The organism is Amycolatopsis sp. DG1A-15b (genome assembly GCF_030285645.1).
Lineage (GTDB): Bacteria > Actinomycetota > Actinomycetes > Mycobacteriales > Pseudonocardiaceae > Amycolatopsis.
On the sequence record NZ_CP127296.1, the window covers coordinates 9,251,655 to 9,275,884 of the forward strand.

Consider the following 24,230-nt stretch of genomic DNA (forward strand, 5'->3'; position numbering starts at 1 on the left):
GCCACGTTGTTGCATTAGACGTATTGGTTAGTCGTGCTTACTTTCGGGACGTGACTTCAACCCGCCGAGTCAAGACCGCCGTCGCCGCGGCCGGGATCTCCTCGTTCGCCCTGCTCTACGCGCCGCAGCCGGTGCTGCCGCAGCTGGCGGCGCAGTACCACCTCGACCCCGGCGGCGCGGCGCTCGCGGTCAGCGTCGCGACCGGCGCGCTCGCCATCGCGGTCCTGCCGATCGCGGCGCTGTCCGAAGTGGTCGGCCGCCGTCCGGTGATCCTGACGTCAGTCGTCGCTTCGGTGGTGTTCGGCCTGCTGCTGCCGCTGATGCCGACGTACCCGGCGCTGCTGGTCCTGCGCGCGCTGCAGGGCATCGCGATCGCCGGGTTCCCCGGGGTGGCGGCCGCTTACCTGGCCGAACGCCTCGGCCGGGCGGGCGTCGCGGCGGCGGTCGGCGCGATGATCGCCGGCAACACGGTCGGCGGCATGCTCGGCAGGCTGGCCAGCGGGTTCACCGCCGGCCCGCTCGGCTGGCGCGGCGCGCTGTTCATCGTCGCGGGCATCGGGGCGGTGTGCTCGGCCGTCACCGTCGTGACGCTCCCGCCGGGCCCTCGCGCCGCCGGGGCCGCCCGGGTGCGCGACGTCACCCGAGGGCTGGTCACGGCGCTGAGCAAGCCGGTGCTGCTCGCCCAGTACACCGTCGCGCTGCTCGCGATGGGCTCGTTCGTCGCCCTCTACAACGCCGCGGGCTTCCGGCTGACCGGGCAGCCGCTGAACCTGTCGCCGGCGATCGCGTCGCTGGTCTTCCTCGCCTACGCGAGCGGCTCGGTGTCTTCGGCGGCGGCCGGGCGGCTGGTCGCACGGGTGGGCCGCCGCCGGGCCCTGGTCGGGGCGCTGCTGCTGACGGCGGCCGGCGCGGCGCTGACGCTGCCGGATTCGCTGCCGCTGGTCATCGCCGGCTTCCTGGTGCTGACCTGCGCGTTCTTCGCCGCGCACGCGGTGGCGAACGGCTGGGCGGCGGCGGACGCCCCGGAGGACGCCCGCGGCCAGGTGGGCGGCACGTACACGGCGACGTACTACCTGGGCAGCAGCGTGGGCGGCGCGGCCGGGGCGTGGGTGTACGGGCACGCGGGCTGGCCGTGGCTGATCGCGGTGGTGGCGGGGTGGCTGCTGCTCGCGGTGGCGGCGGTGGTGGCCGGGACCGGAGCGGCCCCCACCCTCCCCGGGGGGCGTCCCACGTCCAGTCTACCGGCGCCCACCGACGGAACCGTCGGCCGACGGCCGGTTGTCCACAGCTCGACGAGCCTGTGGACAAAGCTCAGGTAGCGGCCGCGACCAGCAGTCCGCCGCCCACCGGCAGCAGGGCCGGGACCAGGCGTTCGTCCTCCCGGAACGCCCGCGCCACCTCGCGCAGGGCCAAGGTCTCGGGATCCCGGTGGGCCGGGTCGATCACCCGGCCGCCGGCGAGCACGTTGTGGAACGCGATGATCCCGCCGCGCCGCAGCAGCGACACGCCCAGCTCGTAGCAGCCGGGGTACTCGATGTGCGCGGAATCGACGAACACCAGGTCGTAGCCGCCGGGCGTGAGCCGCTGCAGCACGTCCAGCGCACGCCCGATGATCAGGCGGGTGCGGCCCGGTGCGAAGCCGGCCTCCCGGAACGTCGCGCGCGCCGCGCGCTGGTACTCCGGCTCCACGTCGATCGAGGTCAGCACGCCGTCGGGGGCCATCCCGCGCAGCAGGCTGAGCCCGCTCACCCCCGCGCCGGTGCCGACCTCGACGACCGCCTTCGCACGCAGCGTCGCGGCCAGGAAACGCAACGTCGCTCCCGCACCCGCGCTGAGCGGGGTGCAGCCCAGGTCTTCGGCCCGTGCCCGCGCCGAAGACAGCACCTCGTCGTCGGGCAGGTACCCGTCGACGAACCCGGAATCGGCCGGTGCGGCCGCAGGGGTGGGCGTGTTCACGCACGGAGGTTAGCGTTGGTTGTCGATAAATCCGCGCAGGCTCCCTGGTAAGCACCCGGGAAGAAGTTCTCAGCCTGCTCTCAGTCCAGTCTCACTAGAACCATAAGGAACCCGGAGAGACTGAAATCCGGACGCCACGGGAACACCGTGACGAGGACCCGCGTTGGGTGGAGCAGACAGGAGAAACGCTGATGGAGGTGCCTGCTCCCGCGATGCAGAACGCCGTTGCCGACACCGGGGCCAAGCCCGTGACCTTGGACACGGTGTCCCTGAATGACGAGGCGTGGACGCCGCCGTCCTGGGACGAGGTCGTGCGCGAACACGGCGACCGCGTCTACCGGCTCGCCTACCGCCTGACCGGCAACACCCACGACGCCGAGGACCTCACGCAGGAGACCTTCATCCGGGTTTTCCGCTCGCTGGCGTCCTACAAGCCCGGCACGTTCGAGGGCTGGCTGCACCGGATCACCACCAACCTGTTCCTGGACATGGCCCGCCGCCGCTCGCGCGTGCGGATGGAAGGCCTGCCCGAGGACACCGACCGCATCGTGGGTGACGACCCGAGCCCCGAGCAGGTCTACTCGGACACGCACCTGGACCCGGACCTGCAGGCGGCGCTCGACGAGCTGCCCCCGGAGTTCCGCGCCGCCGTGGTGCTGTGTGACGTCGAAGGGCTGTCGTACGAGGAGATCGGCGCGACGCTGAACGTCAAGCTGGGCACGGTCCGCAGCCGCATCCACCGCGGGCGTCAGGCGCTGCGCGCGTCGCTCGAGCGTCGTCGCGCTCACGCACCGCAGTCTGCGAAGGTGACGGTATGACCGCACCGCGAGGCTGGGCACTCCCCGAGTCGCACCTGCTGCCGGACGTCGTGGTGGCGTTCGTGGACGGCGAGCTTTCCCACGGCGCACGCGACCGCGCGGCGTCGCACATCACCCGCTGCCCGGCGTGCGCGGCCGAGGTGCGCGCCCAGCGTCAGACGATGGAGGCGATCCGCCACGCGGGGGCGCCGTCGATGTCGGCGGGCTTCCTGGCGAGCCTCCAGTCGATCCCGCAGCACACGGACCTGCCGAGCACCCCGGACAACCTGGCGATCACGGCGGACGGCCAGCTGGTCGCGGTCCAGCGCCCCGACCGGGTCGCGGGCCTGCGCGATTCGGGCGTCCTGGGTGGTGTGGCGCCGTTGGGATCATCGGCCCCGCTTGGCCAGTCCCCGAACGTCCTCGGCGGCGGCCGCTTCAAGCGCCGCGCCGCGCAGGGGGCGGGCGTGGTGGTGTCGGGGTTGGTGCTGAGCGCGCTGGCCCTGGTGGGGACCTCGGCGGACGGCGACGGATCCCCGGAGACGGGCGGCGGAGCACCGCAGCCGGCGAACCTCCTGCCGGCCCAGATGGCGGTGCCTCAGCAACCGGCCCCGCTCTCGACCCCGGCGAGCACAACCCCGGTGGCGGTGCCGGCGGGCATCCGCTGAGTGAACTGTGAAGGCCGCTGCGAATCCCCTTCGCGGCGGCCTTCGGTGTGTCCCGTCCTGTGCCGGTGGTGATGGCGCGCCCCGGCGTTGACGGCGGACCTGCGCAGTGCGGGGCACAGCTTCGGCTCCCCACGCCAGCCGAGAGGCCCCGGCCAGCTTCGGCTGCGGAGTTTGCCCGGCGCCGGGTGGACATGCTTCAGGACCTGAGTTCCGGCTCGCTCAGCCGGGGGCCCGATGGGCCGTCGGCGGGCCGCTCCGGCGCCTGAGTCCCCGGGCTCGAGCTGCCGCTTGGCGGCAGGTCAGGCTGCGGCGCCCGAGTTCCGATTCGCTGGGCCGGAGGCTCGGCTGGCCGCGGGGTCGGGGAGCCGGGTGGGCATGCTCCAATGCGGGTTCCGCTTCGCTCGGCTGGAGGCCAGGTTGAGCGAGCGGCAGGAAAGCTTTGGCTGCTCACTCCCGCCGACCGGTCCCAACGCAGTCTCACACCAGTGCAGCCTCGCCCAACGCGGCCTCGCGCAGTGCAGCCCCGGCCCCAGCGCAGCCCCGCACTCTCTGGGCAGGGGTTCGGCAGGTTGGTGACGCCGTAGCCGGTGTCGTTGCGGCTGGTGCGGTAGCGGGTGATCTGGGAAAACCTGTGTGGTCGAGGGGGAAGCCGAGGTCGTGGTGGCTGGCAGGACTTCGACGGTGTGTTGTTATAGGCGTCCGTGCCCGGTCCCGGTGCTGGTGTGGCGGGGACCTGTGGCCAGGGCAGTGCGGGGAGCCGGGTGTGGAGGCGGCGACCACGACACCAGTCGGGTCGAGGTGTCCGGCAGGGCCGTGCCCTAGTCCAGCCTATCGCCACCCTCTGACGAAAAGCCCCGTTCAAAGCCCCTCCAGGCCGTTTTGTCCACATCGCCGTGGCCCTGTGGACAAGTGGCTCAAGAAACAGCCACTTCACCCCTGGACCGGCAGACTCGGAGCACTGGGCTTGGGTATCGTCACGCCCAGCCACCTGATCTTCTGCACCGGGGAATGATGACCGAGCCGAACGAGAATCCCGAGCAGCCCGACGCGCGCGAAGCCGATCGGCTGGGCCCGCGGCCGCTCGCGCGGCCGGCCGTCGATCCGGCGCAGGCCGCCGTGTTCGGCAGGCCGCAGGGGGTTGATGGTGCGTTCGACAAGCTCTACTCGCCACCGAAGACCAACGGCGTGAACCTCGCCCCGCCCGCGCCCGAGTCGCTCGCCGAGGCCTTCCGGCGGCCGCCCGGGGCCGAAGGTGTGCTGCTCGAACGGCCGCGGGAAGCCACCGGTGACGTGCCGGACGCCGAACCGCCCCTGTGGACCGGTACTCGTGATCCCTGGCGTGATCCCGGGGCCGCCGCGGTGCTCGCCGGGCCCGCCATGGCCGCCGAGGACGAGGCGAAGCCCGCCAAACGGCCGCCCGGCGCGCTGCTCAGCCTGCCCGAGGTGCTCTTCGGGCGGCGTGTGCAGCCGAAGGCGCTCGTCCTGCTCGGCGTCGTCGCGCTGCTCGTCGGCGCGGCCGGCGGCCTCGTCGGCTGGTGGGTCGCCGACACCGGTACCGAGCTCACCGGCTCCGCCACCATCGCCGAAGCCGAGGCCGGCAAGGAACGCCCCGCCGGGTCCGTCGCCGAGATCGCCAAGCGCGTCGCGCCCGCCGTCGTCTCGCTCGAGGTGTTCAAGCCCGGCGCCGAGTCCGGCGAGCAGGGCTCCGGCGTCATGATCGACCCCCAGGGCTACATCCTCACCAACGAACACGTCATCGCCTCCGCCGCCGCGGACCCCGGCGTCAGGGTCACGGCCGTCTTCATCGACGGCACCCGCACCGAGGCCAAGCTGGTCGGCGGTGACCAGAAGACCGACCTCGCCGTCGTGAAGGTCAACGTCACCAACCCGACCGTGCTGCAGGTCGGCAAGTCCGCGGACCTGCAGGTCGGCGACACCGTGATGGCGATCGGCTCCCCGCTGGCGCTGCAGAACTCGGTGACCGCCGGCATCGTCAGCGCACTGAACCGGCCGATCACCGCGGGCGGCGACAACGGCGCCGCGCCGGTCACCTACGAAGCCATCCAGACCGACGCCGCGATCAACCACGGCAACTCGGGCGGCGCGCTCGTCGACTCCACCGGCGCGCTGGTCGGCATCAACTCGTCGATCCGCTCGGCGGGCGCGGACGGCGGCAGCATCGGCATCGGCTTCGCCATCCCGAGCGACTACGCGATCAAGATCGCGAAGGCGCTGATCAAGGACGGCAAGGTCCAGCACGCCGACATCGGCATCAACGCGTCGTCGACGGTCGCCGGCTCGTCCACGATGGGTGCCCAGGTGAAGAACGTCGCGCCCGGCGGCCCGGCCTCGAACGCGGGCATCAAGGAGGGCGACGTGATCACGAAGATCGGCAACCGGCTCGTCCGCGACTCCGCGGAACTGACGGTCGCGGTCCGCGCGCACGACGTCGGCGAAGTGGTCCCGGTGTCGCTGGCGCGCGACGGCGCGAGCTTCGTCGTGGACGTAACCCTGGCTTCCGACTGAGTTCCCGCGTTCGGCCTGCCGGAGCGCGGCGGGTGGCGGGTACCCTGGGCGGGTAGGTTCCGAGTGGAGGTAGACGGGTGTTCGACAGTGTCGGATGGGGGGAGATCCTCGTCCTCATCATCGCCGGTCTGTTCATCCTCGGCCCGGAACGGCTTCCCGAAGCGGCGTCCTGGCTCGCGAAGAGCGTGAAGAAGGTCCGCGACTTCGCGACCGGCGCGAAGGAGCAGCTCCGCGAAGAGATGGGCCCGGAGTTCGACCAGCTGCGCAAGCCGCTGGAAGACCTCCGCGGACTGCGGAACTTCGACCCGAAGCGGGTCGTGACACAGCACCTCTTCGACGGCGACGCCGACCCGCTCGGCCTGAAGGGCATCACGAACGGCAGCAGCACGCCGGCCAACGGGACCAACGGCTCGAACGGCTACCTGGCCGGGCAAACCCAATCCGCACCGGAGCCGCTCAAGCCGGGCGAGCGCCCGCCGATCGACCCGGACGCGACATAGTCCGCATCGGTTTCCTCACCGAACCCGACCGCGTCCGCTGGGAAGTCCTGGCCCGTGGCAAGGACGCGTACTTCGACGTCTTACGCAGCGACGAAGCCTACGAACGCACCTGGCGGCGCCTGTTCGACGACGAGCGGATCCGCGGCATCGCCGCCCGGATGGACGGCGAGGTGGTGGGGATTGCGCACTACCTGTTCCACGCGAGCGTCTGGTACGCGGGGAAGTGCTACCTGGCGGACTTGTTCGTCGACGCCGCGGCTCGTCGCCGGGGCGTGGCGAGGGCGATGATCGAGTGGGTGGCGCGGGACGCCGAGGAGCAGGGCTTTCCGGGCCTGTACTGGAACACGCTGGAAGACGCCCCGGCTCGCGCGCTGTACGACCAGGTGGCCAGGCTCAACGCGGGCCTCATCCACTACAGCTACCGGCGCGATGCCCGGCCGTCCACAGGGCAGCCGTGATGTGGACAAGCCGGGTGGGCAGCGGCCTTTTCGGGTGTTCCGTCGGGCAGGCCCGATAGACTGCCAGTCGAGGGTCATTCTGGGCCGGTCGTTGAGTTCGGTGGCGACGGTGTCGAGGTGTTCGGCGGTGTGCATCGAGAGGTCGGTGCCTTTGGGGGAGTACTGGCGGAGCAAGCCGTTGGTGTTCTCGTTGGACCCGCGTTGCCAGGGTGCGTGGCGATCTTGGCGATCAGGGCATCCCGGACCAGGGGGCGGGGTGTAGCCCTCAGGCAGGTGCAGCAGCATCACGTAGCGGGGTGGTGCGTTCGACCAGCGTGCCGAATCGCTGAGCGGTTGTGGCACCCATGATCAGGTCGCCTTCCCAGTGCCCGGGCACCGCCCGATCCGCCACCTCCGGTGGCCGGTCGCTGATCATCACCATCGGGGTGGCCAGCCGCGGCCGCCGCTGATCCGGGCGCTCATGGGGCCGCCGCTTGATGCGGCCGGTCCGCAGCCACCCGGCGACCTCGCGCCGCAGCCCGCCCCGGGCCTGCACATACAGGGCTTGGTAGATCGTTTCGCAGCACACCTGCCACTCCGGCCGTCCCAGTTCGGCCGCGATAGCCCGCAGCCAGATCCCGGGCTGGCGGACCCGGTCGGCGATCCGGACCCGCTCCTGCAGGCTGAGAAATCGTGACGACACCTCCGCCGGCGCCGACGGAGCCGCCGCGGCCTGGGCTGCCTCGGCGCGCCAGCGTTTGGCGGTCCGGTAGTTGACCCCGACCCGCTTCCCTGCTTCCACCAGGGCAAAGTAGGCCACCGCCGAGGGCGGGGGAGTTTGGTCGTCGGTGGGGCCGCTCAGCGACCGGCAGGCGTCACGTTCAGCATCATCCCGGCCAGCCCGCGCGCCCGGACCGAGAGCTTCTTCGCCACGTCGCTCAGGACCACCGAGGCCGGTGCCTCCGGCTCGGACAGCACGATCGGCGTGCCCGCGTCGCCCTGGGTCACCACCCTGGGGTCCATCGGGACCTGGCCCAGCAGCGGTACCTCCGAGCCGATCGACTTCGACAACGACGAAGCCACCGTCGCGCCGCCACCAGACCCGAACAGCTCCAGGCGTGACCCGTCCGCCTGCTCCAGCCAGGACATGTTCTCGATGACGCCGGCCACCCGCTGACGCGTCTGCAACGCGATCGCGCCCGCTCGCTCGGCCACCTCGGCCGCCGCCTGCTGGGGGGTGGTCACCACCAGGATCTCCGCGTTCGGGATCAGCTGGGCCACCGAAATCGCGATGTCGCCGGTGCCCGGGGGGAGGTCCAGCAGCAGGATGTCCAGGTCGCCCCAGAACACGTCCGCCAGGAACTGCTGCAGCGCCCGGTGCAGCATCGGGCCGCGCCAGATCACCGGGGTGTTGCCCGGGGTGAACATGCCGATCGAGATGACCTTCACGCCGTGGGACTGCGGCGGCATGATCATCGTGTCGACCTTCGTCGGCTTCTCGCGCGCGCCCAGCATGCGGGGGATCGAGTGGCCGTAGATGTCCGCGTCCACGACACCCACCGACAACCCGCGCGCGGCCATCGCCGCCGCCAGGTTCACCGTCACCGACGACTTGCCCACGCCGCCCTTGCCCGACGCCACGCAGTACACCCGGGTCATCGAGCCCGGCTGGGCGAACGGGATCACCGGCTCCGCCGCGTCGCCGCGCAGGGACTTGCGCAGCTCCGTGCGCTGCTCGTCGCTCATCACGTCCAGCTCGACGCGGACGTCGGCCACGCCCGGGAGCTTCGAGACGGCGGCCTGCGTGTCCGCGGTCAGCGTCGCCTTGAGCGGGCAGCCGGCCACCGTCAGGTAAATCCCGACCGTGACCACGCCGTCGTCACCGACGACAACGTCCTTGACCATCCCCAGGTCCGTGATGGGTTTCCGGATCTCGGGATCTTGCACGCTCTTCAGCGCGCTGCGGACGTCATCGACGCTGGGGAGCTGCTGCGTACTGGTCACCCCGTCCATGTTACGTACCGGTAGGGGTGCGGGACTTCCTGGGCTGGATGGACAGGTCCTCCCGGAGCCGGTCGAGCTCGCTGCGGAGGTAGTCGCGCGTCGCGACCTCACCGACCGCCAGGCGCAGCGCGGCCAGTTCCCGGGCCAGGTACTCCGTGTCCGCCTTCGTCTGGGCCGCGCGGTTGCGGTCCTCGTCCAGGGAGACGCGGTCGCGGTCGTCCTGCCGGTTCTGCGCGAGCAGGATCAGCGGCGCCGCGTACGCCGCCTGCGTCGAAAACGCCAGGTTGAGCAGGATGAACGGGTACGGGTCCCACTGCAGCGAGACCGCCGTGATGTTCAGCACGACCCAGACGACGACGAGCAGCGTCTGCCAGAACAGGTACTTCCCGGTGCCGAGGAACCGCGCCAGCCGCTCGGACAGCCTGCCGAACGTGTCCGGGTCGATGTTCAGCCTGAACCGGTTCTGGCCGCGGGGCTGGTCGAGCCGCCGTCCCGAAGTCAGCTCAGGCACGGTCTTCCTCCAAGGTGTCGTGCAGCCCGGTCTCCCGCCAGTCCTCGGGCAGCAGGTGGTCGAGGACGTCGTCGACGGTCACCGCGCCGATCAGGTGGTCCTCGGCGTCGATGACCGGCCCGCAGGTCAGGTTGTAGGCCGCGAAGTACCGCGTGACCTCGGCCAGCGAGGCCCCCGGTTTCAGCGGCGGGAGCCCGGTGTCCACGGCGCTGGCCACCAGCTCCGCCGGCGGCTCCCGCAGCAGCCGCTGGAAGTGGACGACGCCGACGTAGCGCCCGGTCGGCGTCGCGGTCGGCGGCCGGCAGACGAACACCATGCTGGCCAGCGCCGGCGGCAGCTCGGCGTTGCGGATGTGGGCCAGCGCCTCGGCGATCGTCGTGTCCGGCGTCAGCACCACCGGCTCCGGCGTCATCAGGCCGCCCGCGGTGTCCGACGAGTACTCCAGCAGCCGCTTGACCGGCGCCGACTCCTCCGGCTCCATCAGCTCCAGCAGCCGGCTCTGGTCGGCCGGGGCGAGCTCGGCCAGCAGGTCGGCCGCGTCGTCGGGGTTCATCGCTTCCAGGACGTCGGCCGCGCGCTCCTCGGCCAGGTAGGCCAGCAGTTCCTTCTGGTCGTCGTCCGGCAGTTCCTCGATGACGTCGGCGAGGCGCTCGTCGTCCATCGCGTCGGCGACCTCGTGCCGCCGCTTGAGCGGCAGGTCGCGCACGGTCGCGGCGATGTCGGCCGGGCGCATCGTGTCGAACAACATGAGCAGCTGGCCGGCGCCCTGGGGCTGGCCGGTCAGGTCGGTCAGGCCGAGCCCGGCCACCTCCGACCACGGCAGCACCTGCATGGGCGAGCGGCGGCGGCCCAGCCCCACCCGCCGTTCGCGGATGGCGAGCTTGGCCAGGACCCAGTCGCGGGTGCGGGTCGGCTCCATCCCGGCGTCGACGACGGTGATCCGCGTCTCCGACCCGGCGAGGGTGGCGTGCGCGTCGAGCAGCTGGCCGAGCACCAGGACCTCGTTGGGCCGCTGGTTGAACTGGCGCATGTTGACCGAGCCGGTGGCGAGCGTCACGGCGGACGGCTCGATGGAGGTGACGCGCAGCATCGGGACGAAGACGCGCCGCCGGGTGCTCAGCTCGACGACCAGGCCGAGGATTCGCGGCGGCTGCGCGTCCAGGCGCAGCCCGGCGACCAGGTCACGGACGCGGCCGATCGACTCGCCGTCCGGGCCGAACACCGGCAACCCGGACAGCTGAGCTGCGAAAACCCTGTTGACCCCGGCCATGTCGCTGACACTATCGGCTCGCTGCCCATGGAGCGATTTCCGCCACTGTGAGAAAGGCGGGGTCATCGCTGTCTTCGCCGGACTCTTCGTACTCCTCGAGCATCCAGATCCAGTTCTGCACGGCCCGCACGAGCGTCCAGGCACGGGCCCGCTCGGCGTCCAGCTCGTGCGAAGCGACGATCAGCGCGAACCGCTCGTCCAATGTGGACTCGGTGAAGCGGTTCCAGAACAGCGGGATGACGCCCCACTCGAGGTCGCCGGCCAGGGGCTTCGGGTCGATCACCAGCCACGGCTCCCGCGAGCCGGCCAGGACGTTCTCGAAGTGCAGGTCCTCGTTCACCAGCAGTTCACCCGCCGACGGCCCGAGCTCGCGGCAGATCGCGACGGCGTCGGCGACCAGCCGCCGGTCGAACGGTTCGCCGAGTTCGGCCCAGCGGCGGGGGAGTTCGCCGGTCAGCCGGGCCGCCTCGGATCGCAGGTGCCGGCTCATCGCCGCCGGCGCGGGGACGGCCAAGCGCTGCGCCAGGCCGCCGATGAGCGGGAGCGCCGACCGCAGCGGCAGGTCGTCGAGGGTGCGCCCGGCGTCGAGCCGTTCGAGCAGCAGGACGCCGTCGTCCGGTGCGGAATCCAGCAGCAGCACCGCACCCCGACCGGCCCATGTGGACAGTGCGAGCGGCTCGTCGGCGGATTCGGTGTGTCGCCAGCCCAGCTTCAGCACCACCGGCGTGCCATCGGGCAGCCGTGCGGGCTGCACCACGCCGACGTAGCCGTGCATCGCCTCGCCCTCGAACGTCAGGCCCCACTTCCGGGCGTACTCCGCGGCGAGCTCCGGCAGGGCGGCCAGCCACGGGACGGCGCCGTCGCCGAGCACCCGGGGCGCGCGGGCGGCGAACAGCGGGGGGATGCGGAGGTCGCTCACCACCCCAGCCTGGCCGCCGTGTCCAGTGCGTTTCGTCAGCTTCCCGGCGGGCGTACGCTGGGTTTTCAAGGGGAAAACGCAACCCCGGGAGCAGTCATGCTGGTGGAGATCCTCAGCGCCGTCGTCCTCGCGGGCGGAGTCTGGCTCGCGTCGAGCGTGCGCGTCGTGAAGCAGTACGAACGCGGTCTGGTCTTCCGGTTCGGCCGGGTGCGGTCGCGGGTCGCGGAACCCGGCCTCAAGGTGCTGGTGCCCTTCGCGGACCGGCTCCAGAAGGTCAACATGCAGATCGTGACCATGCCGATCCCCGCCCAGGACGGCATCACCCGCGACAACGTCACGGTCCGCGTCGACGCCGTCGTCTACTTCAAGGTCATCGACCCGGTCGTCGCGGCGGTCAACGTGCAGGACTACCGGTCGGCGGTCGGCCAGGTCGCGCAGACGTCGCTGCGCTCGATCATCGGCAAGAGCGAGCTCGACGACCTGCTGTCCAACCGCGAGCGCCTCAACGAGGGCCTGGAGCTGATGATCGACAGCCCGGCGCTGGACTGGGGCATCCACATCGACCGCGTCGAGATCAAGGACGTCGCGCTCCCGGAGGCGATGAAGCGCTCGATGTCGCGCCAGGCCGAAGCGGAGCGGGAGCGGCGCGCGCGCGTCATCTCCGCCGACGGCGAGCTGCAGGCGTCGTACAAGCTGTCGCAGGCGGCCGCGCAGATGGCCGACACGCCCGCGGCGCTGCAGCTGCGGCTGCTCGAGACGGTGGTGCAGGTGTCGTCGGAGAAGAACTCGACGCTCGTGCTGCCGTTCCCGGTGGAGCTGCTGCGGTTCCTCGACGCGCAGACGCCGAAACCGGCCGTCCCGGCGCCGAAACCCGAGGCCGAGCCGGAACCGGCCGAAGCGAAGCCGGAGGTGAACGGCCACCCGGCGCCGTCGCCGCGCAGCCCCGGCGACGCGGTGCTGCCGTCGGCGGACTAGCTGCTCAGGTAGCCGTTCGAGCCGAGGATGATCAGGGTGGTGATGAAGCCGACCCAGAGCGCGATCACGACGTAGCCGACGATCACGGCGGCCGTGGCCAGCCCGCGGCCGCCCGCTTCGCCGCGGTTGGTCTTGCTCAGCGCGATGTGGCCCATGATGAGCCCGGCGAGGGCGGTGATGCCGGAGCAGAAGCCGAGGATCGAGCACACGAGGGCACCGATCGCCAGCGCGTTGTCCTGCGCGCGCGGCTGTCCCGGGTACGGCTGCCCGAACGGCGCCGGCGCGGCGTAGGGGCGCCCGTACGCCGGCGGGTAGGGCTGCTGGTGGGTCTGCTGGAACGTGGGCTGGTACACCGGCTGCGGCTCGCCGGGGGCGGCGAACGGCGTGCCGGGGATGTAGGCGGCCGGGGTCTCGTACGCGCCGGGCGGCAGCGGACCGGGCTGCTCCGGGGCGACGGTTGCCTCGGCCGCCACCGGCGTCCCGGCGGCCGGGGTCTCGGTCGCCGGAGCCTCGGTGGCCGGGGTCTCGGCGACCGTCGTGTCCGCGGTGTCCGCCGGCACCGCCGCGGCGATCGTGGCGTCGGGGGAGGGCGGGTCGTAGTTCTCCGGCTCGTACGGTGCCTGGTCCGCGGCCGGCGGCGGGTCGTACGCCACGGTCGGGTCGGCGACCGGGCGGTCCTTGTCCCCGGACGGGTCGGTCATGACGGGTCCCCTCGGTGCGAGCCGGCGCTCAGTGGAAGGCGCCGTTGGCGGCGGCGATCGAGATGAACAGGATGGTGAGGCCGATGCCCAGGGCGATCCCGACGTACCCGATGACGATCGCCGCCATCGCGACGCCCTGTCCCTCGGCCTCGCCGCGTTTGGCCTTGCCGTAGGCGATGTGGCCCATGATGATGCCCGCGACGGTCACCAGCACGCACAGGAAGATGCCGAGGATCGAGCAGACCAGCGCGCCGACCGCGAGGCCCGAACCTTCTCGCGGCGGACCTGGCGTCCCGGGGTAGCCCTGGTACTGCGGCGGGTAGCCGCCGCTCGGGTACTGCTGGCCGTAACCGGGCTGCTGGTAGCCGCCCGAGGGCGGGTACTGCTGGCCGTACGGGTTGTTCGGGTCCTGCGGGTAAGTCATGATCTCTCCCCTCCCCGCCGCACTTTACGGGGCCGGACCCGCTGAGCGTGAGCGCCCTCATAGCAGGGTGACGGCTTTCCGGTCATACTCACCGGTAACCCAGCGCCGGGAGCGGCGTCCTACTCCGGAAAGGGAGCCGTGATGGCCCGTCTCGCCCAGACCGCCGGCCTGACCGACGTGCAGTCGGAGATCCTCGCGACCGTCCGCCAGTTCGTGGACAAGGAGGTCATCCCGCACGCGCAGGAGCTCGAGCACGCCGACACCTACCCCGCCGACATCGTCGCGGGCATGAAGGAGATGGGCCTGTTCGGGATCACCATCCCGGAGTCCTACGGCGGGCTCGGCGAGTCGCTGCTGACCTACGCGCTGGTCGTCGAGGAGATCGCGCGGGGCTGGATGAGCGTGTCCGGCGTGATCAACACCCACTTCATCGTGGCGCACATGATCTCCCGCCACGGCACCGAGGCGCAGAAGCAGCACTTCCTGCCGCGGATGGCGACCGGCGAGGTCCGCGGCTCGTTCTCGATGTCGGAGCCCGATCTCGGCTCGGACGTCGCCGCGATCAAGACGAAGGCCAAGAAGACCGATGACGGCTACGTCATCGACGGCTCGAAGATGTGGCTGACGAACGGCGGCTCGTCGAACCTCATCGCGCTGCTGGTGAAGACCGACGAAGGCGCCGAGAAGCCCCACCAGAACCTGACCACGTTCCTGGTCGAGAAGCCGGAGGGCTTCGGCGAGGTGGCGCCCGGTCTGACCATCCCCGGCAAGATCGACAAGATGGGCTACAAGGGCGTCGACACGACCGAAGCGGTCTTCGACGGCTACAAGATCGGCGCCGACATGGTGCTCGGCGAGGCGCCGGGCAAGGGCTTCGCGTACATGATGGACGGTGTCGAGGTCGGCCGCGTCAACGTCGCGGCGCGCGCCTGCGGCATCGCGATCCGGGCGTTCGAGCTCGCGGTGGAGTACGCCCAGCAGCGCAAGACGTTCGGCAAGGCGATCGCCGAGCACCAGGCCGTCGCGTTCAAGCTGGCCGAGATGGCGACCAAGGTCGAGGCGGCGCACCTGATGATGGTGAACGCGGCCCGCCTCAAGGACTCCGGCGCGCGCAACGACGTCGAGGCCGGGATGGCGAAGCTGATCGCGTCGGAGTACTGCGCGGAGGTCACGCAGGACGCGTTCCGCATCCACGGCGGTTACGGGTATTCGAAGGAGTACGAGATCGAGCGGCTGATGCGTGAGGCGCCGTTCCTGCTGATCGGCGAAGGCACCAGCGAGATCCAGAAGACCATCATCAGCCGGGGACTGCTGCGGGAGTACAAATCGCGGTCCTGAACGACGTTTGTCGCTCTGTCGACAAACGACCGCCCGGCCTTTCGGGGTAAGCGGCTCGCACGGTCCGGGTGTTCTTGACAAGATGGACGCCCGGACCCACGAGTGCGCAGGTGATGATGGTGAGTAGTCCCTTTGGCGGGGGGCGGGCGCCTGGTGGCCTGCCGCGGCTGCCGACCCCGCCGACCGGCTGGCCGATCGGGTCGTACGCGACTTACGGCGAGGCGCAGAAGGCGGTCGATTTCCTCGCCGACAGCGAGTTCGCCGTCGGCGACGTCACGATCGTCGGGGTCGACCTGATGCTCGTCGAGCGCGTGATCGGCAAGCTCAGCTGGGGCCGCGTGCTCGGCACCGGCGCGGTGTCCGGGGCCTGGTTCGGCCTGTTCGCGGGGCTGCTGCTCGGGTTGTTCGTCAACCAGGGGTTCGTGCTGCAGGTGCTCACCGGGCTGGTGCTCGGCGTGCTGTCCGGGCTGATGTTCGCCGCGATCGGGTACAGCACGTCGCGGGGCCGCCGCCGGGACTTCTCCTCGGCGAGCCAGCTCGTCGCCGGCCGCTACGACGTCCTGTGCCAGCCGCGCTCGGCCGAACAGGGCCGGGAACTGCTGGCCAAGCTGGCGCTCAAACCGCCGTCCGCGAACCCCTGAGAAACCCGACCCCTACCAGGGAAAAATCACGATTCGACGCGCGGTGCGCTGAATCGTTACCGATACTGCTTGCGGGGTGTGATCGCCCGGCATAAGTTGGCCGACACCAGTCGGGCGGCCTCGCCCCACCAGCGCGGCGGCCCGAGCACTAGCACGTCGGGGTGCTGGCGCGGTTTCGCCTCATCGCGTCGCGGTGCCCACCGGGTGCCGCGGTAACCGGCGTGCACGCGGGTGAGGAGGCCTTATGGGGAAGAGGATCGGCGCGGGCAAACGAGGACGTTCGCCCGGCCGCACCGCCATCCTGCTGGGGGCAGGGGCATTGGTGACCGGCATGCTGGCCGGGTGCGGGACGAGTTCCGGGATGAAGATCAACATCTACATGTCGCCCGAGGACAACTTCCAGAAAGTTGTCGACGCCTGCAACGTGAAGGCGGCCGGGAAGTACGAAATCATCTACAACAAGCTGCAGCGCGGGTCGGACGACCAGCGGCTGCAGATGGCGCGCCGGCTGGCCGCGGGCGACACCGCCATGGACATCCTGGGGCTCGACGTCACCTGGGTTTCGGAGTTCGCCGAAGCCGGCTGGGCCGAGGAATGGACCGGCGCGAACAAGGCGGAGGCGTCCCAAGGCGTGCTGCCGGGGCCGCTCGACACCGCGACCCACAACGGGAAGCTGTACGCGGCCACGAAGAACACCAACGTGCAGCTGCTCTGGTACGACGACCGGGTGACGCCGAAGCCGCCGGCGACCTGGGACGAAATGATGCAGAAGTCCCAGGAGCTCAAGGGGCAGGGCAAGCCCTACGAAATCGTGTTCACCGGTGCGCAGTACGAAGGCCTGGTCGTCTTCTACAACACGCTGGTCGCGTCGATGGGCGGGCACATCCTGTCCGACGACGGCAAGTCCGTGGTGATGGACGAAGGCGCCGTGAAGGCGCTGGAACTGCTCAAGAAGGTGTCGACCTCGGGGCTCACCGACCCGTCGCTGAGCAACATGAAGGAAGACGACATCCGGCAGGCGTTCCAGCGCGGCCAGGCCGCGTTCCAGCTCAACTGGCCGTACGTCTACGCCGCCTACGCCAAGGACAAGAAGGCGGACCTCCCGCACTTCAAGTGGGCGGTCTACCCGGCGGCCGCGCCCGGCGTGCCCGCCCGGACCACGATCGGCGGGTTCGACCTGGCGGTGAGCACCTACTCGCAGCACAAGCCGGAGGCGTTCGAGGCGGCGCTGTGCCTGCGCAGCCCGGAAAGCCAGAAGATCTCCGCGATCAACGACGGTGTGCCGCCGAGCATCGAATCGGTGTACCACAACGACGTTCCGCTCGATCCGGGGAAGCCGGCGTCGGCCGACAACCCGAACATGGCGAGCCAGTACCCGATGCGCGAAGCGATCCTCGCCGCGCTCAAGACCGCCGCGGTGCGGCCGCTGACCCCGGCGTACCAGAACATGTCGACGGTGATGTCGAAGGTCCTGTCGCCGCCGTCCGAAATCGATCCGAAGGCCACCGCGGACAAACTGCGCGAGGAGCTCGGTGACGCGCTCCAGTCGAAGGGAGTGATCCCGTGACCGTCCAGGACTCGACCCCGGCCGGCACCGCCGGGGCCACGGTCGCCGGGGAGGCGACCGCCGGCAAGAAGGGCAAACCCGCCCTCTCCGAAGGGAAGAAGGCCGAGCGGCGGCTCGGGCTGTGGCTGTGCGCACCCGCGTTCGTCGTGATGATCGCGGTCACCGGCTACCCGATCCTCTACTCGGTCTGGCTGTCGCTGCAGCGGTACGACCTGCGGTTCCCGGCGCAGCAGCAGTTCATCGGCTTCGACAACTACGCCGCCGTGCTGTCCAGCTCGTACTGGTGGACGGCGTTCGGCACCACGATGTTCCTCACCGTGGTGTCGGTGGCGATCGAGTTCGTGCTCGGCATGGCGCTGGCGCTGATCATGCACCGGACGCTCGTCGGCCGCGGCCTGGTCCGCACCGTCGCGCTGATCCCGTACGGCATCGTCACGGTCGTCGCGGCGTTCTCGTGGTACTACGCGTGGACGCCGAAGACCGGGTACCTGGCGAACATGCTGGCGTCCGACGCGGCGCCGCTGACCGAACAGTGGCCGTCGCTGTTCATCATCATCGGCGCCGAGGTGTGGAAGACCACGCCGTTCATGGCGCTGCTGCTGATGGCCGGCCTGGCGCTGGTGCCGGACGACCTGCTCAAGGCGGCGGCGATGGACGGCGCGACCGCGTGGCAGCGGTTCACGAAGGTGATGCTGCCGGTGATGAAGCCGGCCATCCTGGTGGCGCTGCTGTTCCGCACGCTCGACGCGTTCCGCATCTTCGACAACATCTACGTGCTCACCAACGGCGCGCAGGACACCGGATCGGTGTCCATGCAGACCTACGACAACCTGGTGAAGGGGCTCAACCTCGGCATCGGGTCGACGATGGCGGTGCTGATCTTCATCACGGTGGCGATCATCGCCTTCCTCTTCATCAAGGTGTTCGGCACCGCCGCACCCGGATCCGACAACGGGGGTAAGCGCTGATGGCGATGGGAACCGTCACGACGGGCCGCAAGGTCAGGTGGGGCCTCGTCGACATCCTCGTGCTGGTGTTCGCGCTGGTGCCGGTGCTCTGGGTGGTTTCGCTGTCGTTCAAGACCAAGGACACGCTGACCGACGGGAGCTTCATCCCGCAGGCGTGGACCTGGCAGAACTACGCGGACATCTTCCAGACGTCGGAGTTCCTGCTGGCGCTGGTCAACTCGATCGGCATCGCGATCATCTCGACGCTGATCGCCGTGGTGCTGGGCACGATGGCCGCGTACGCGGTCGCCCGGCTCGACTTCCCCGGCAAGCAGCTGCTCGTCGGGCTGTCGCTGCTGATCGCGATGTTCCCGCAGGTGTCGCTGGTGACGCCGTTGTTCAACATCGAGCGGAACATCGGGCTGTTCGACACGTGGCCGGGGCTGATCCTGCCCTACATCACGTTCGCGCTGCCGCTGTCGATCTACACGCTGTCCGCGTTCTTCCGGGAGATCCCGTGGGAACTGGAAAAGGCGGCGAAGATGGATGGCGCGACGCCGGCACAGGCGTTCCGCCGGGTGATCGCGCCACTGGCCGCGCCGGGCGTGTTCACCACGGCGATCCTGGTGTTCATCTTCTGCTGGAACGACTTCCTGTTCGCCATCTCGCTGACGTCGACCACGGCGTCGCGCACGGTGCCGGCGGCGCTGTCGTTCTTCACCGGGGCCTCGCAGTTCGAGGACCCGACCGGGCAGGTGAGCGCGGCCGCGGTCGTCATCACCATCCCGATCATTGTGTTCGTGTTGTTCTTCCAGCGTCGCATCGTGGCGGGGCTGACCTCCGGTGCGGTGAAGGGGTAGCGCTATGGCAGAGATCGTGCTCGACAAGGTGTCGAAGAAGTACCCCGACGGCGCGCTCGCGGTGTCCGAAGTGGACATGACCATCGGGGACGGCGAGTTCCTCGTCCTGGTCGGCCCGTCCGGCTGCGGGAAGTCGACCATGCTGAACATGGTGGCCGGGCTGGAGGACATCACCTCCGGCGAGCTGCGCATCGACGGGCAGCGCGTCAACGAGAAGGCCCCGAAGGACCGGGACATCGCGATGGTGTTCCAGTCCTACGCGCTCTACCCGCACATGAGCGTCCGGGAGAACATGGCCTTCCCGCTGCGGCTGGCCAAGGTCGACGACAAGACCGTGCGGGCGAAGGTGGAGGAAGCGGCGACGATCCTCGACCTGACCGCGCACCTGGACCGCAAGCCGGCCAACCTCTCCGGTGGCCAGCGCCAGCGCGTCGCGATGGGCCGGGCGATCGTCCGCAACCCGAAGGCGTTCCTGATGGACGAGCCGCTGTCCAACCTGGATGCCAAGCTCCGCGGCCAGATGCGCACGTCGGTGTCGAAGATCCAGAAGCAGCTCGGCACGACGACGCTGTACGTGACGCACGACCAGACCGAGGCCATGACCCTGGGCGACCGGGTTGTGGTGCTGCGGGCCGGGTACGTGCAGCAGATCGGCTCGCCGCAGTTCCTCTACGACAACCCGGCGAACCTGTTCGTGGCCGGGTTCATCGGCTCGCCGTCGATGAACTTCGTCCCGGCGACGCTGGAGAACAACGAGCTGCGCAGCGCGCTGGGCACCACGCCGCTGACCGACCGCGTCCGGCAGCTGGTGGAGCGGGCGAACGCGCCCCGCGACGTCATCGTCGGCATCCGGCCGGAGCACTTCGCGGACGCGGCGCTGGTCGAGGCCGGGCAGAAGACGGGCGGCGGCACGTTCACCGCGCACATCGACGTGCTCGAGTCGATGGGCTCGGAGAAGTTCGCCCACTTCACGCTGGAGGGCGAAGCCGCCACCGCCGCGGAGCTGGCCGAACTGGCCGCGGACAGCGGGTCCGCGGACGTGCCGGGCGGGGAGTCCCAGGTCGTGGCGCGCCTTTCGGCGGAGTCGTCGGCGGCGGAGAACGCCGACCTCGAGGTCTGGTACGACGCGGACAAGATCAAGCTGTTCGACCCGTCGAACGGCAAGAACCTCACCTACGAGGACTGAGCCCGGAGTTCGTGGAGGCCATCCCGGGAAACCGGGGTGGCCTTCACGGCTGTCCGGGGGTGGGGAGGCGGGGGAGGATCACCGCCGCCGCGCTCCGGGCCAGTGCGCACGTGCCGTCGCCCGCCGTGCCGGCCGTTTCGACCACGCTGATCTCCGCCAGCTCGCGGTGCCCCGGCAGACCCGGGGCCGGCTGGGTGGTGTCGACCAGGCAGAACGCGTCAGCCGCGCGGATATGGGCGTCGCGGCCGCCGAGCTGCTCGGACGGACCGTCCGGCGCCGCCGTCTCCACCGTCAGCTTCAGGCTCACCTTGCCGCGGATGCAGCTGTGCCCGGACAGCCCGGTCGCCGGCTGGCTGCCGGGGCCGGCGGCCGCGTCGAGGTCGGGGTTGTCCAGCAGGGCGCAGGGCGCCACCCGGCCCCATGAGCGGTCCGGGAACGTCAGCCGGCCGACCTTGTGCGCGGTGATCGCGGCCAGCGCCGAACCGACGGCGGCGTCCGCCACCTCGCAGCGGGCGGCCTGGTCGCCCGCGTCGTCGGTGACCGAGAGGTCGAGCCGGTTGCCGTCGGCGAAGGTGATCGCGCGGGTGCAGGCGCTGCGGTCGTTGAACATCGACTGCTGGACCGCGACGCCCTCGGGCACCGGCCCGGGGTAGTCGTAGGGCTTGATGTTCGGGTCGGAGTCGAAGGCCAGTGGCCCGACGAGGATCGTGCGCGGGCCGGCGGTGGCGTGGCAGCTCTCGAACGTCGGGACGGCGACCGCGCCGGGCGCCACTTCGGGCACGTTCAGCAGGCTGCAGTAGTCGACGTCCCCGAAGTCGCCGAGCGCGCCGGCGGCGGTCAGCGGGGTGGGCCCGGAATCCCGCTCGGGCGCGGCCTGGGTGGTGGCGCACCCACCGGCGAGGAGGGCGCAGAGCATCGCGACGGCCAAGCTTTTCGGACGCGGGTACACGGGGTGCAAGTATCACCACATCGCGCGGAAAAACCAGCCCTGACGGGGACATCTCTCAATATTCTCCGGATTGCCCCGGGCGAACCGGCTGTTCAGGCGGATTTCGGAGCGTGTGTGCGGGTTTCCCCGACGTCCTGAACGATTTTCGCTTTTGCCGTCCCCTAAGGGAGCGATCCATCCCGCGAGCGATGCGGAAGCGGGTACTCCGGTGGTGGAGTGGAGGTATCGAACTTCGAGGAAAGGGAAACGACGATGAGCGCACCGGTCACCCGCAGGCTGTCCCGCCCCCGCCACGGCCGCATGATCGGCGGCGTCTGCGCGGGCCTGGCGCAGCGGTACGGCATGAAGCCCGGCACCGTGCGGCTGCTGGCCGTGCTGTCCTGCCTGCTGCCCGGGCCGCAGTTCGTGGCCTACCTGATCATGTGGGCGGTCATCCCGTCCGAGTAAGCCGTGGGCGGGAAAGCGAAAGCTCGTTAGGCTGCGGTGGTGGTGCAGTGGGGGGAAGAGCGGAAGTCCTGGGACGTCGCGTTCCGCGAGCTGGTCGAAGGCGAACCGCTCATGGGCTTCCTGGAGCTGGCCGGCGCGCTGCAGATGGAGCCGGGGCAGTGGCTGCCGTCGGCTTCCGACGCCGCGCCCGAAGTGCTGCGGTACGTCGAGGATCGGCAAGCCCCGGAACGCTTCCGGGTGCTCTACATCGTCGAGATGGTGGCGCGCGCCGCCCGTGCGGCGACGGTCGACGAGCGCTGGCCCGCGGTCTGGGCGGACGCCGTCCCGCGGCTGATCACCCTGCTGGACGACCCGGCCGACGCGGTCCGGCGAGCCGCTGCCCTCGCACTGGCGGAGGCGCCGGAGCCCGGGACGGTGCTGGACGCCCTGTTCGACCGCTTCGGCCGGGAAGAGGCCGAAGCCGTACGCGCCGGGCTCGTGGTCGCGATCGGGGAGCTGGGCGGCGAAAGCGTGCTGCCGTGGCTGGCCGGGCAGGCGAACGAGGCCGCGCTCGCCGTCGCGGCGTGGGTGTCGATCGCCCGGATCACCGGCGAAGTCCCGGCGGACCGGCTCGTCGACGCGTTGTGCGGCGATCCGACCCCCTACGAAGGCCTGCACGGCATCGACAGCTCGTCGGACCTCCTGCGGTGGGCGGTCGAACCCCTGGCCCCGGAGCAGCAGACGGAGGTGCTGCTCGCGCTGACGGCGAACCCGGCGTTCAGCACCGCGGTGCTGTACGTCGCCGGCGAGCTCGCCGGCGACCGGCCGCCGATGGCCGAAGCGCTCGTTCCGGTGTTCGGCCGGTTGCTGGAGACGTCCGAGCGGGGCGTGGCCGCTGCCCGGCTCGCGGATCTCGCACCGGCTGCGGCCGGGTACGCCGATCGGCTGTTCGCGCTGATCGACGATGCGGCCCCGGCGGAAAAGATCGGGACTCTCATCGTCGCCGAAGTACGCGACATGGCGTTGTGGGCGTTGCTGAAACTGCGGGATCGCCGAGCGGTGGCGCCGCTGCTGGCCCTGTGCACCGAACGGATGCGGGCCGAACGGCCCCTCATCGGCTCGGGATGGTTCCCGACACCGCAGGGCGACGTGCCGAACCTGCGCGAGCTGTTCGGGCACGCACCGGAATTCGCCGACGAGGTGCTGCCCTGGGTCGGTGACCTCCTGCGGCAGGGCGGTTCGGCGGTCGTTCTGCAGGTGACGCGTCTGCTGACCGACTGGGGTCCGGCGGCCGCCCCGGCGGCGCAGGACCTGACGCCGAAGCTCGGCTCCGATGATCCGCGGGTCGTGGAGTGGAGCGCCGATTGCCTCGCGGTACTGGGCGTGGCCGACGAGCAGGTGCTGGCCGCGCTCGCCGAGGCCACCCACCGCACGCCGCTGCCGTGGGCCGCCCGCGGCGCCGCCGCGACCGCCCTCGCCGTCCTGGGCGGTGACCAGGCGGCCGCCGACGAACTCCTGGCCGAAGGGCTCGCCCGAGGTGAACGGGCCGCGGTCGAGCGGCTCGCGGCGCTGGGCTCGGCCGCGGCGCACCACGTCCCGGCCCTGCGGGCGTTCGATCGCTCCTGGCCGGAGGGAGAGGTGGCGGTCGCTCGCGCGCTGGCCCGCCTCACCGGCGACGCCGGAGAAGCGGTGCCGGTGCTGCTCGGCGTACTCGCCGAAATGAAGCCGAAGCAGGCCTACGATGCCGAGGAAGCGGCGGTGCGCGGGCTGGCGGAGCTGGGGCCGTTGCCCGCGGAAGCGGCTCCGGTGCTGCGCCGGATCCTGGCCGTGGAAGAGCGGCAGATCCTGAGCGGCGACATTCGCCGGGAGCGGGCGTTCCGCCGGGACGTCGCCCGGGCCCTGGCGAACTGCGCCTGAGTCAGGGGCGCCAGCAGGACATCGCTTCCTCGATCTCCTGCTCGTCGAGCGGCGGGTGGGGCAGCGCCGACGGCGTGCCGGGCTCGGCGCGGAGCCCGTCGAGCAGCATGGCGAGGGACCGCCGCCAGAGGCCCGGGTCCACCGCGCACGTGAACTCCACCACCGAGCCGATCATCATGTGCACGATCGCCATGTCCGAAGGGGCGAAGTCCGGCCGCAACCCGCCGGCCGCCTGGGCGCGCTCGATGAGCTGTGTGATCAACGGCACCATGCGGGCTTTCTTTTCGGCGACGTGCTCGTGGCCGAACTTGTTGGACAGCATGATTTCGCGCAGCCCGCGGTCGGCGGAGTGCAGCTCGGCCGCCTTCCACGTGAAGTCGACGAACGCCTGCCACGCGTCATCGGCCTTCAGCGCTTCCACGGCGAGGTCGCCGATTTCCGCCATCCGCTCGGCGAACATCGCTTCGACCAGGTGTTCCTTGCTGGGGAAGCGGCGGTAGACCGTGCCGACGCCGAGGCCGGCGTGGTGGGCGATGTCGTCCAGCGTGGCTTCGAGCCCGCGCCGGCCGAACACTTCGCGGGCCGACGCGAGGATGCGACGGCGGTTGAGTTCAGCGTCACGCCGCAGCGGCCGCGCCGGTGCGGCGGGACCAGCGTCCCGTGCCATGCCGTCCAGTCTAGCTCTTGAAGTAGAGGCGGCCTCTCCGCTTC

At 70.8% G+C, this 24,230-nt stretch carries 24 protein-coding genes and 1 pseudogene; 15 read left to right on the forward strand and 10 right to left on the reverse strand.

Annotated elements, in window-relative coordinates:
* Positions 1-50 precede the first annotated feature (50 nt).
* Positions 51-1,319, forward strand: a complete 1,269-nt coding sequence (locus QRY02_RS43055) for an MFS transporter (RefSeq protein WP_285988438.1) — start codon at positions 51-53, stop codon at positions 1,317-1,319.
* Here QRY02_RS43055 and QRY02_RS43060 read toward each other — a convergent pair.
* Entirely contained in the window at positions 1,312-1,956 is a 645-nt protein-coding gene (locus QRY02_RS43060) for an O-methyltransferase (protein ID WP_013222974.1), read from the reverse strand. The genes QRY02_RS43055 and QRY02_RS43060 overlap by 8 nt on opposite strands.
* Positions 1,957-2,147: 191 nt before the next feature.
* Here QRY02_RS43060 and sigE point away from each other — a divergent pair, with 191 nt between their 5' ends.
* From sigE to QRY02_RS43085, 5 genes are all read left to right on the forward strand, one after another.
* Positions 2,148-2,774 carry an RNA polymerase sigma factor SigE gene (gene sigE, locus QRY02_RS43065; RefSeq protein WP_387047090.1) on the forward strand — a complete coding sequence of 209 codons (627 nt, stop codon included), beginning with the start codon at positions 2,148-2,150 and terminating at the stop codon, positions 2,772-2,774.
* Positions 2,771-3,421, forward strand: coding sequence for an anti-sigma factor family protein (locus QRY02_RS43070; protein ID WP_285988439.1), 651 nt, complete (start codon positions 2,771-2,773; stop codon positions 3,419-3,421). Before sigE ends, QRY02_RS43070 begins: the two co-directional genes overlap by 4 nt.
* A 1,008-nt stretch (positions 3,422-4,429) precedes the next feature.
* Entirely contained in the window at positions 4,430-5,947 is a 1,518-nt protein-coding gene (locus tag QRY02_RS43075; RefSeq protein WP_285988440.1) for a S1C family serine protease, read from the forward strand.
* A 77-nt stretch (positions 5,948-6,024) separates the two neighbouring features.
* The gene (gene tatB / locus QRY02_RS43080) at positions 6,025-6,447 is read left to right on the forward strand and encodes a Sec-independent protein translocase protein TatB (protein WP_285988441.1); all 423 of its coding nucleotides are present in this window, start codon (positions 6,025-6,027) and stop codon (positions 6,445-6,447) included.
* A gap of 47 nt (positions 6,448-6,494) precedes the next feature.
* Positions 6,495-6,905, forward strand: a complete 411-nt coding sequence (locus tag QRY02_RS43085; protein WP_285994084.1) for a GNAT family N-acetyltransferase — start codon at positions 6,495-6,497, stop codon at positions 6,903-6,905.
* Positions 6,906-6,944: 39 nt separating this feature from the next.
* On the opposite strand, the pseudogene QRY02_RS43090 reads toward QRY02_RS43085, so the two are convergent.
* From QRY02_RS43090 to QRY02_RS43110, 5 genes and pseudogenes are all read right to left on the reverse strand, one after another.
* Positions 6,945-7,491, reverse strand: a pseudogene (locus QRY02_RS43090) (IS30 family transposase); the annotation flags it as partial.
* Between the two features lie 251 nt (positions 7,492-7,742).
* Positions 7,743-8,888: an Mrp/NBP35 family ATP-binding protein gene (locus tag QRY02_RS43095; protein WP_285988442.1), complete on the reverse strand. Its 1,146-nt coding sequence runs from the start codon at positions 8,886-8,888 to the stop codon at positions 7,743-7,745.
* Positions 8,889-8,898: 10 nt separating this feature from the next.
* On the reverse strand, positions 8,899-9,399 hold the full coding sequence (locus QRY02_RS43100; RefSeq protein ID WP_285988443.1) for a DUF1003 domain-containing protein: 501 nt from the start codon (positions 9,397-9,399) through the stop codon (positions 8,899-8,901).
* Positions 9,392-10,669: a magnesium transporter MgtE N-terminal domain-containing protein gene (locus tag QRY02_RS43105; protein ID WP_285988444.1), complete on the reverse strand. Its 1,278-nt coding sequence runs from the start codon at positions 10,667-10,669 to the stop codon at positions 9,392-9,394. The genes QRY02_RS43100 and QRY02_RS43105 overlap by 8 nt, the downstream gene beginning before the upstream one ends.
* 10 nt (positions 10,670-10,679) lie before the next feature.
* Positions 10,680-11,591 carry an aminoglycoside phosphotransferase family protein gene (locus QRY02_RS43110; protein WP_285994085.1) on the reverse strand — a complete coding sequence of 304 codons (912 nt, stop codon included), beginning with the start codon at positions 11,589-11,591 and terminating at the stop codon, positions 10,680-10,682.
* 93 nt (positions 11,592-11,684) lie between these two features.
* Between QRY02_RS43110 and QRY02_RS43115 the strand changes: the two genes are divergently transcribed.
* Entirely contained in the window at positions 11,685-12,563 is an 879-nt protein-coding gene (locus QRY02_RS43115; RefSeq protein WP_285988445.1) for a slipin family protein, read from the forward strand.
* Here QRY02_RS43115 and QRY02_RS43120 read toward each other — a convergent pair.
* Both QRY02_RS43120 and QRY02_RS43125 read right to left on the reverse strand, forming a co-directional pair.
* Positions 12,560-13,264 (reverse strand): DUF4190 domain-containing protein, encoded by a 705-nt coding sequence (locus tag QRY02_RS43120; RefSeq protein WP_285988446.1) that lies wholly within the window; start codon positions 13,262-13,264, stop codon positions 12,560-12,562. The two genes, QRY02_RS43115 and QRY02_RS43120, sit on opposite strands and share 4 nt — an antisense overlap.
* 28 nt (positions 13,265-13,292) lie before the next feature.
* Positions 13,293-13,688 (reverse strand): DUF4190 domain-containing protein, encoded by a 396-nt coding sequence (locus tag QRY02_RS43125; RefSeq protein ID WP_285988447.1) that lies wholly within the window; start codon positions 13,686-13,688, stop codon positions 13,293-13,295.
* 141 nt (positions 13,689-13,829) lie between these two features.
* Between QRY02_RS43125 and QRY02_RS43130 the strand changes: the two genes are divergently transcribed.
* The 6 genes from QRY02_RS43130 (at position 13,830) to QRY02_RS43155 (ending at position 20,227) form a co-directional block, all read left to right on the forward strand.
* A complete protein-coding gene (locus QRY02_RS43130) occupies positions 13,830-15,026 on the forward strand; it encodes an acyl-CoA dehydrogenase family protein (protein WP_285988448.1) in 1,197 nt (398 codons plus the stop codon).
* A 113-nt stretch (positions 15,027-15,139) separates the two neighbouring features.
* Positions 15,140-15,667: a YflT domain-containing protein gene (locus tag QRY02_RS43135; protein ID WP_285988449.1), complete on the forward strand. Its 528-nt coding sequence runs from the start codon at positions 15,140-15,142 to the stop codon at positions 15,665-15,667.
* A gap of 244 nt (positions 15,668-15,911) precedes the next feature.
* Positions 15,912-17,234 (forward strand): ABC transporter substrate-binding protein, encoded by a 1,323-nt coding sequence (locus QRY02_RS43140; protein ID WP_285988450.1) that lies wholly within the window; start codon positions 15,912-15,914, stop codon positions 17,232-17,234.
* Complete coding sequence (locus QRY02_RS43145; RefSeq protein ID WP_285988451.1) at positions 17,231-18,202, forward strand: carbohydrate ABC transporter permease; 972 nt, start codon at positions 17,231-17,233, stop codon at positions 18,200-18,202. The genes QRY02_RS43140 and QRY02_RS43145 overlap by 4 nt, the downstream gene beginning before the upstream one ends.
* Positions 18,202-19,041: a carbohydrate ABC transporter permease gene (locus QRY02_RS43150; protein ID WP_285988452.1), complete on the forward strand. Its 840-nt coding sequence runs from the start codon at positions 18,202-18,204 to the stop codon at positions 19,039-19,041. The genes QRY02_RS43145 and QRY02_RS43150 overlap by 1 nt, the downstream gene beginning before the upstream one ends.
* A gap of 4 nt (positions 19,042-19,045) precedes the next feature.
* Positions 19,046-20,227: an ABC transporter ATP-binding protein gene (locus QRY02_RS43155; RefSeq protein ID WP_285988453.1), complete on the forward strand. Its 1,182-nt coding sequence runs from the start codon at positions 19,046-19,048 to the stop codon at positions 20,225-20,227.
* Positions 20,228-20,270: 43 nt separating this feature from the next.
* On the opposite strand, the gene QRY02_RS43160 is transcribed toward QRY02_RS43155, so the two are convergent.
* Complete coding sequence (locus tag QRY02_RS43160; protein WP_285988454.1) at positions 20,271-21,176, reverse strand: hypothetical protein; 906 nt, start codon at positions 21,174-21,176, stop codon at positions 20,271-20,273.
* A 252-nt stretch (positions 21,177-21,428) separates the two neighbouring features.
* Here QRY02_RS43160 and QRY02_RS43165 point away from each other — a divergent pair, with 252 nt between their 5' ends.
* The gene (locus tag QRY02_RS43165) at positions 21,429-21,623 is read left to right on the forward strand and encodes a PspC domain-containing protein (protein WP_285988455.1); all 195 of its coding nucleotides are present in this window, start codon (positions 21,429-21,431) and stop codon (positions 21,621-21,623) included.
* A 39-nt stretch (positions 21,624-21,662) separates the two neighbouring features.
* Positions 21,663-23,519 carry a HEAT repeat domain-containing protein gene (locus tag QRY02_RS43170; protein ID WP_285988456.1) on the forward strand — a complete coding sequence of 619 codons (1,857 nt, stop codon included), beginning with the start codon at positions 21,663-21,665 and terminating at the stop codon, positions 23,517-23,519.
* Between the two features lies 1 nt (position 23,520).
* Here the strand turns inward: QRY02_RS43170 and QRY02_RS43175 are convergent, their stop codons facing one another.
* Positions 23,521-24,186, reverse strand: a complete 666-nt coding sequence (locus QRY02_RS43175) for a TetR/AcrR family transcriptional regulator (protein ID WP_285988457.1) — start codon at positions 24,184-24,186, stop codon at positions 23,521-23,523.
* Positions 24,187-24,230 lie beyond the last annotated feature (44 nt).

Coding starts and splice junctions, on each gene's coding strand:
- sigE (WP_387047090.1), top strand. CDS start 2,148: ATGGAGGTGCCTGCTCCCGCGATGCAGAACGCCGTTGCCGACACCGGG.
- QRY02_RS43070 (WP_285988439.1), top strand. CDS start 2,771: ATGACCGCACCGCGAGGCTGGGCACTCCCCGAGTCGCACCTGCTGCCG.
- QRY02_RS43075 (WP_285988440.1), top strand. CDS start 4,430: ATGATGACCGAGCCGAACGAGAATCCCGAGCAGCCCGACGCGCGCGAA.
- QRY02_RS43105 (WP_285988444.1), bottom strand. CDS start 10,669: ATGGCCGGGGTCAACAGGGTTTTCGCAGCTCAGCTGTCCGGGTTGCCG.
- QRY02_RS43115 (WP_285988445.1), top strand. CDS start 11,685: ATGCTGGTGGAGATCCTCAGCGCCGTCGTCCTCGCGGGCGGAGTCTGG.
- QRY02_RS43120 (WP_285988446.1), bottom strand. CDS start 13,264: ATGACCGACCCGTCCGGGGACAAGGACCGCCCGGTCGCCGACCCGACC.
- QRY02_RS43125 (WP_285988447.1), bottom strand. CDS start 13,688: ATGACTTACCCGCAGGACCCGAACAACCCGTACGGCCAGCAGTACCCG.
- QRY02_RS43130 (WP_285988448.1), top strand. CDS start 13,830: ATGGCCCGTCTCGCCCAGACCGCCGGCCTGACCGACGTGCAGTCGGAG.
- QRY02_RS43135 (WP_285988449.1), top strand. CDS start 15,140: ATGATGGTGAGTAGTCCCTTTGGCGGGGGGCGGGCGCCTGGTGGCCTG.
- QRY02_RS43140 (WP_285988450.1), top strand. CDS start 15,912: ATGGGGAAGAGGATCGGCGCGGGCAAACGAGGACGTTCGCCCGGCCGC.
- QRY02_RS43150 (WP_285988452.1), top strand. CDS start 18,202: ATGGCGATGGGAACCGTCACGACGGGCCGCAAGGTCAGGTGGGGCCTC.
- QRY02_RS43155 (WP_285988453.1), top strand. CDS start 19,046: ATGGCAGAGATCGTGCTCGACAAGGTGTCGAAGAAGTACCCCGACGGC.
- QRY02_RS43165 (WP_285988455.1), top strand. CDS start 21,429: ATGAGCGCACCGGTCACCCGCAGGCTGTCCCGCCCCCGCCACGGCCGC.
- QRY02_RS43175 (WP_285988457.1), bottom strand. CDS start 24,186: ATGGCACGGGACGCTGGTCCCGCCGCACCGGCGCGGCCGCTGCGGCGT.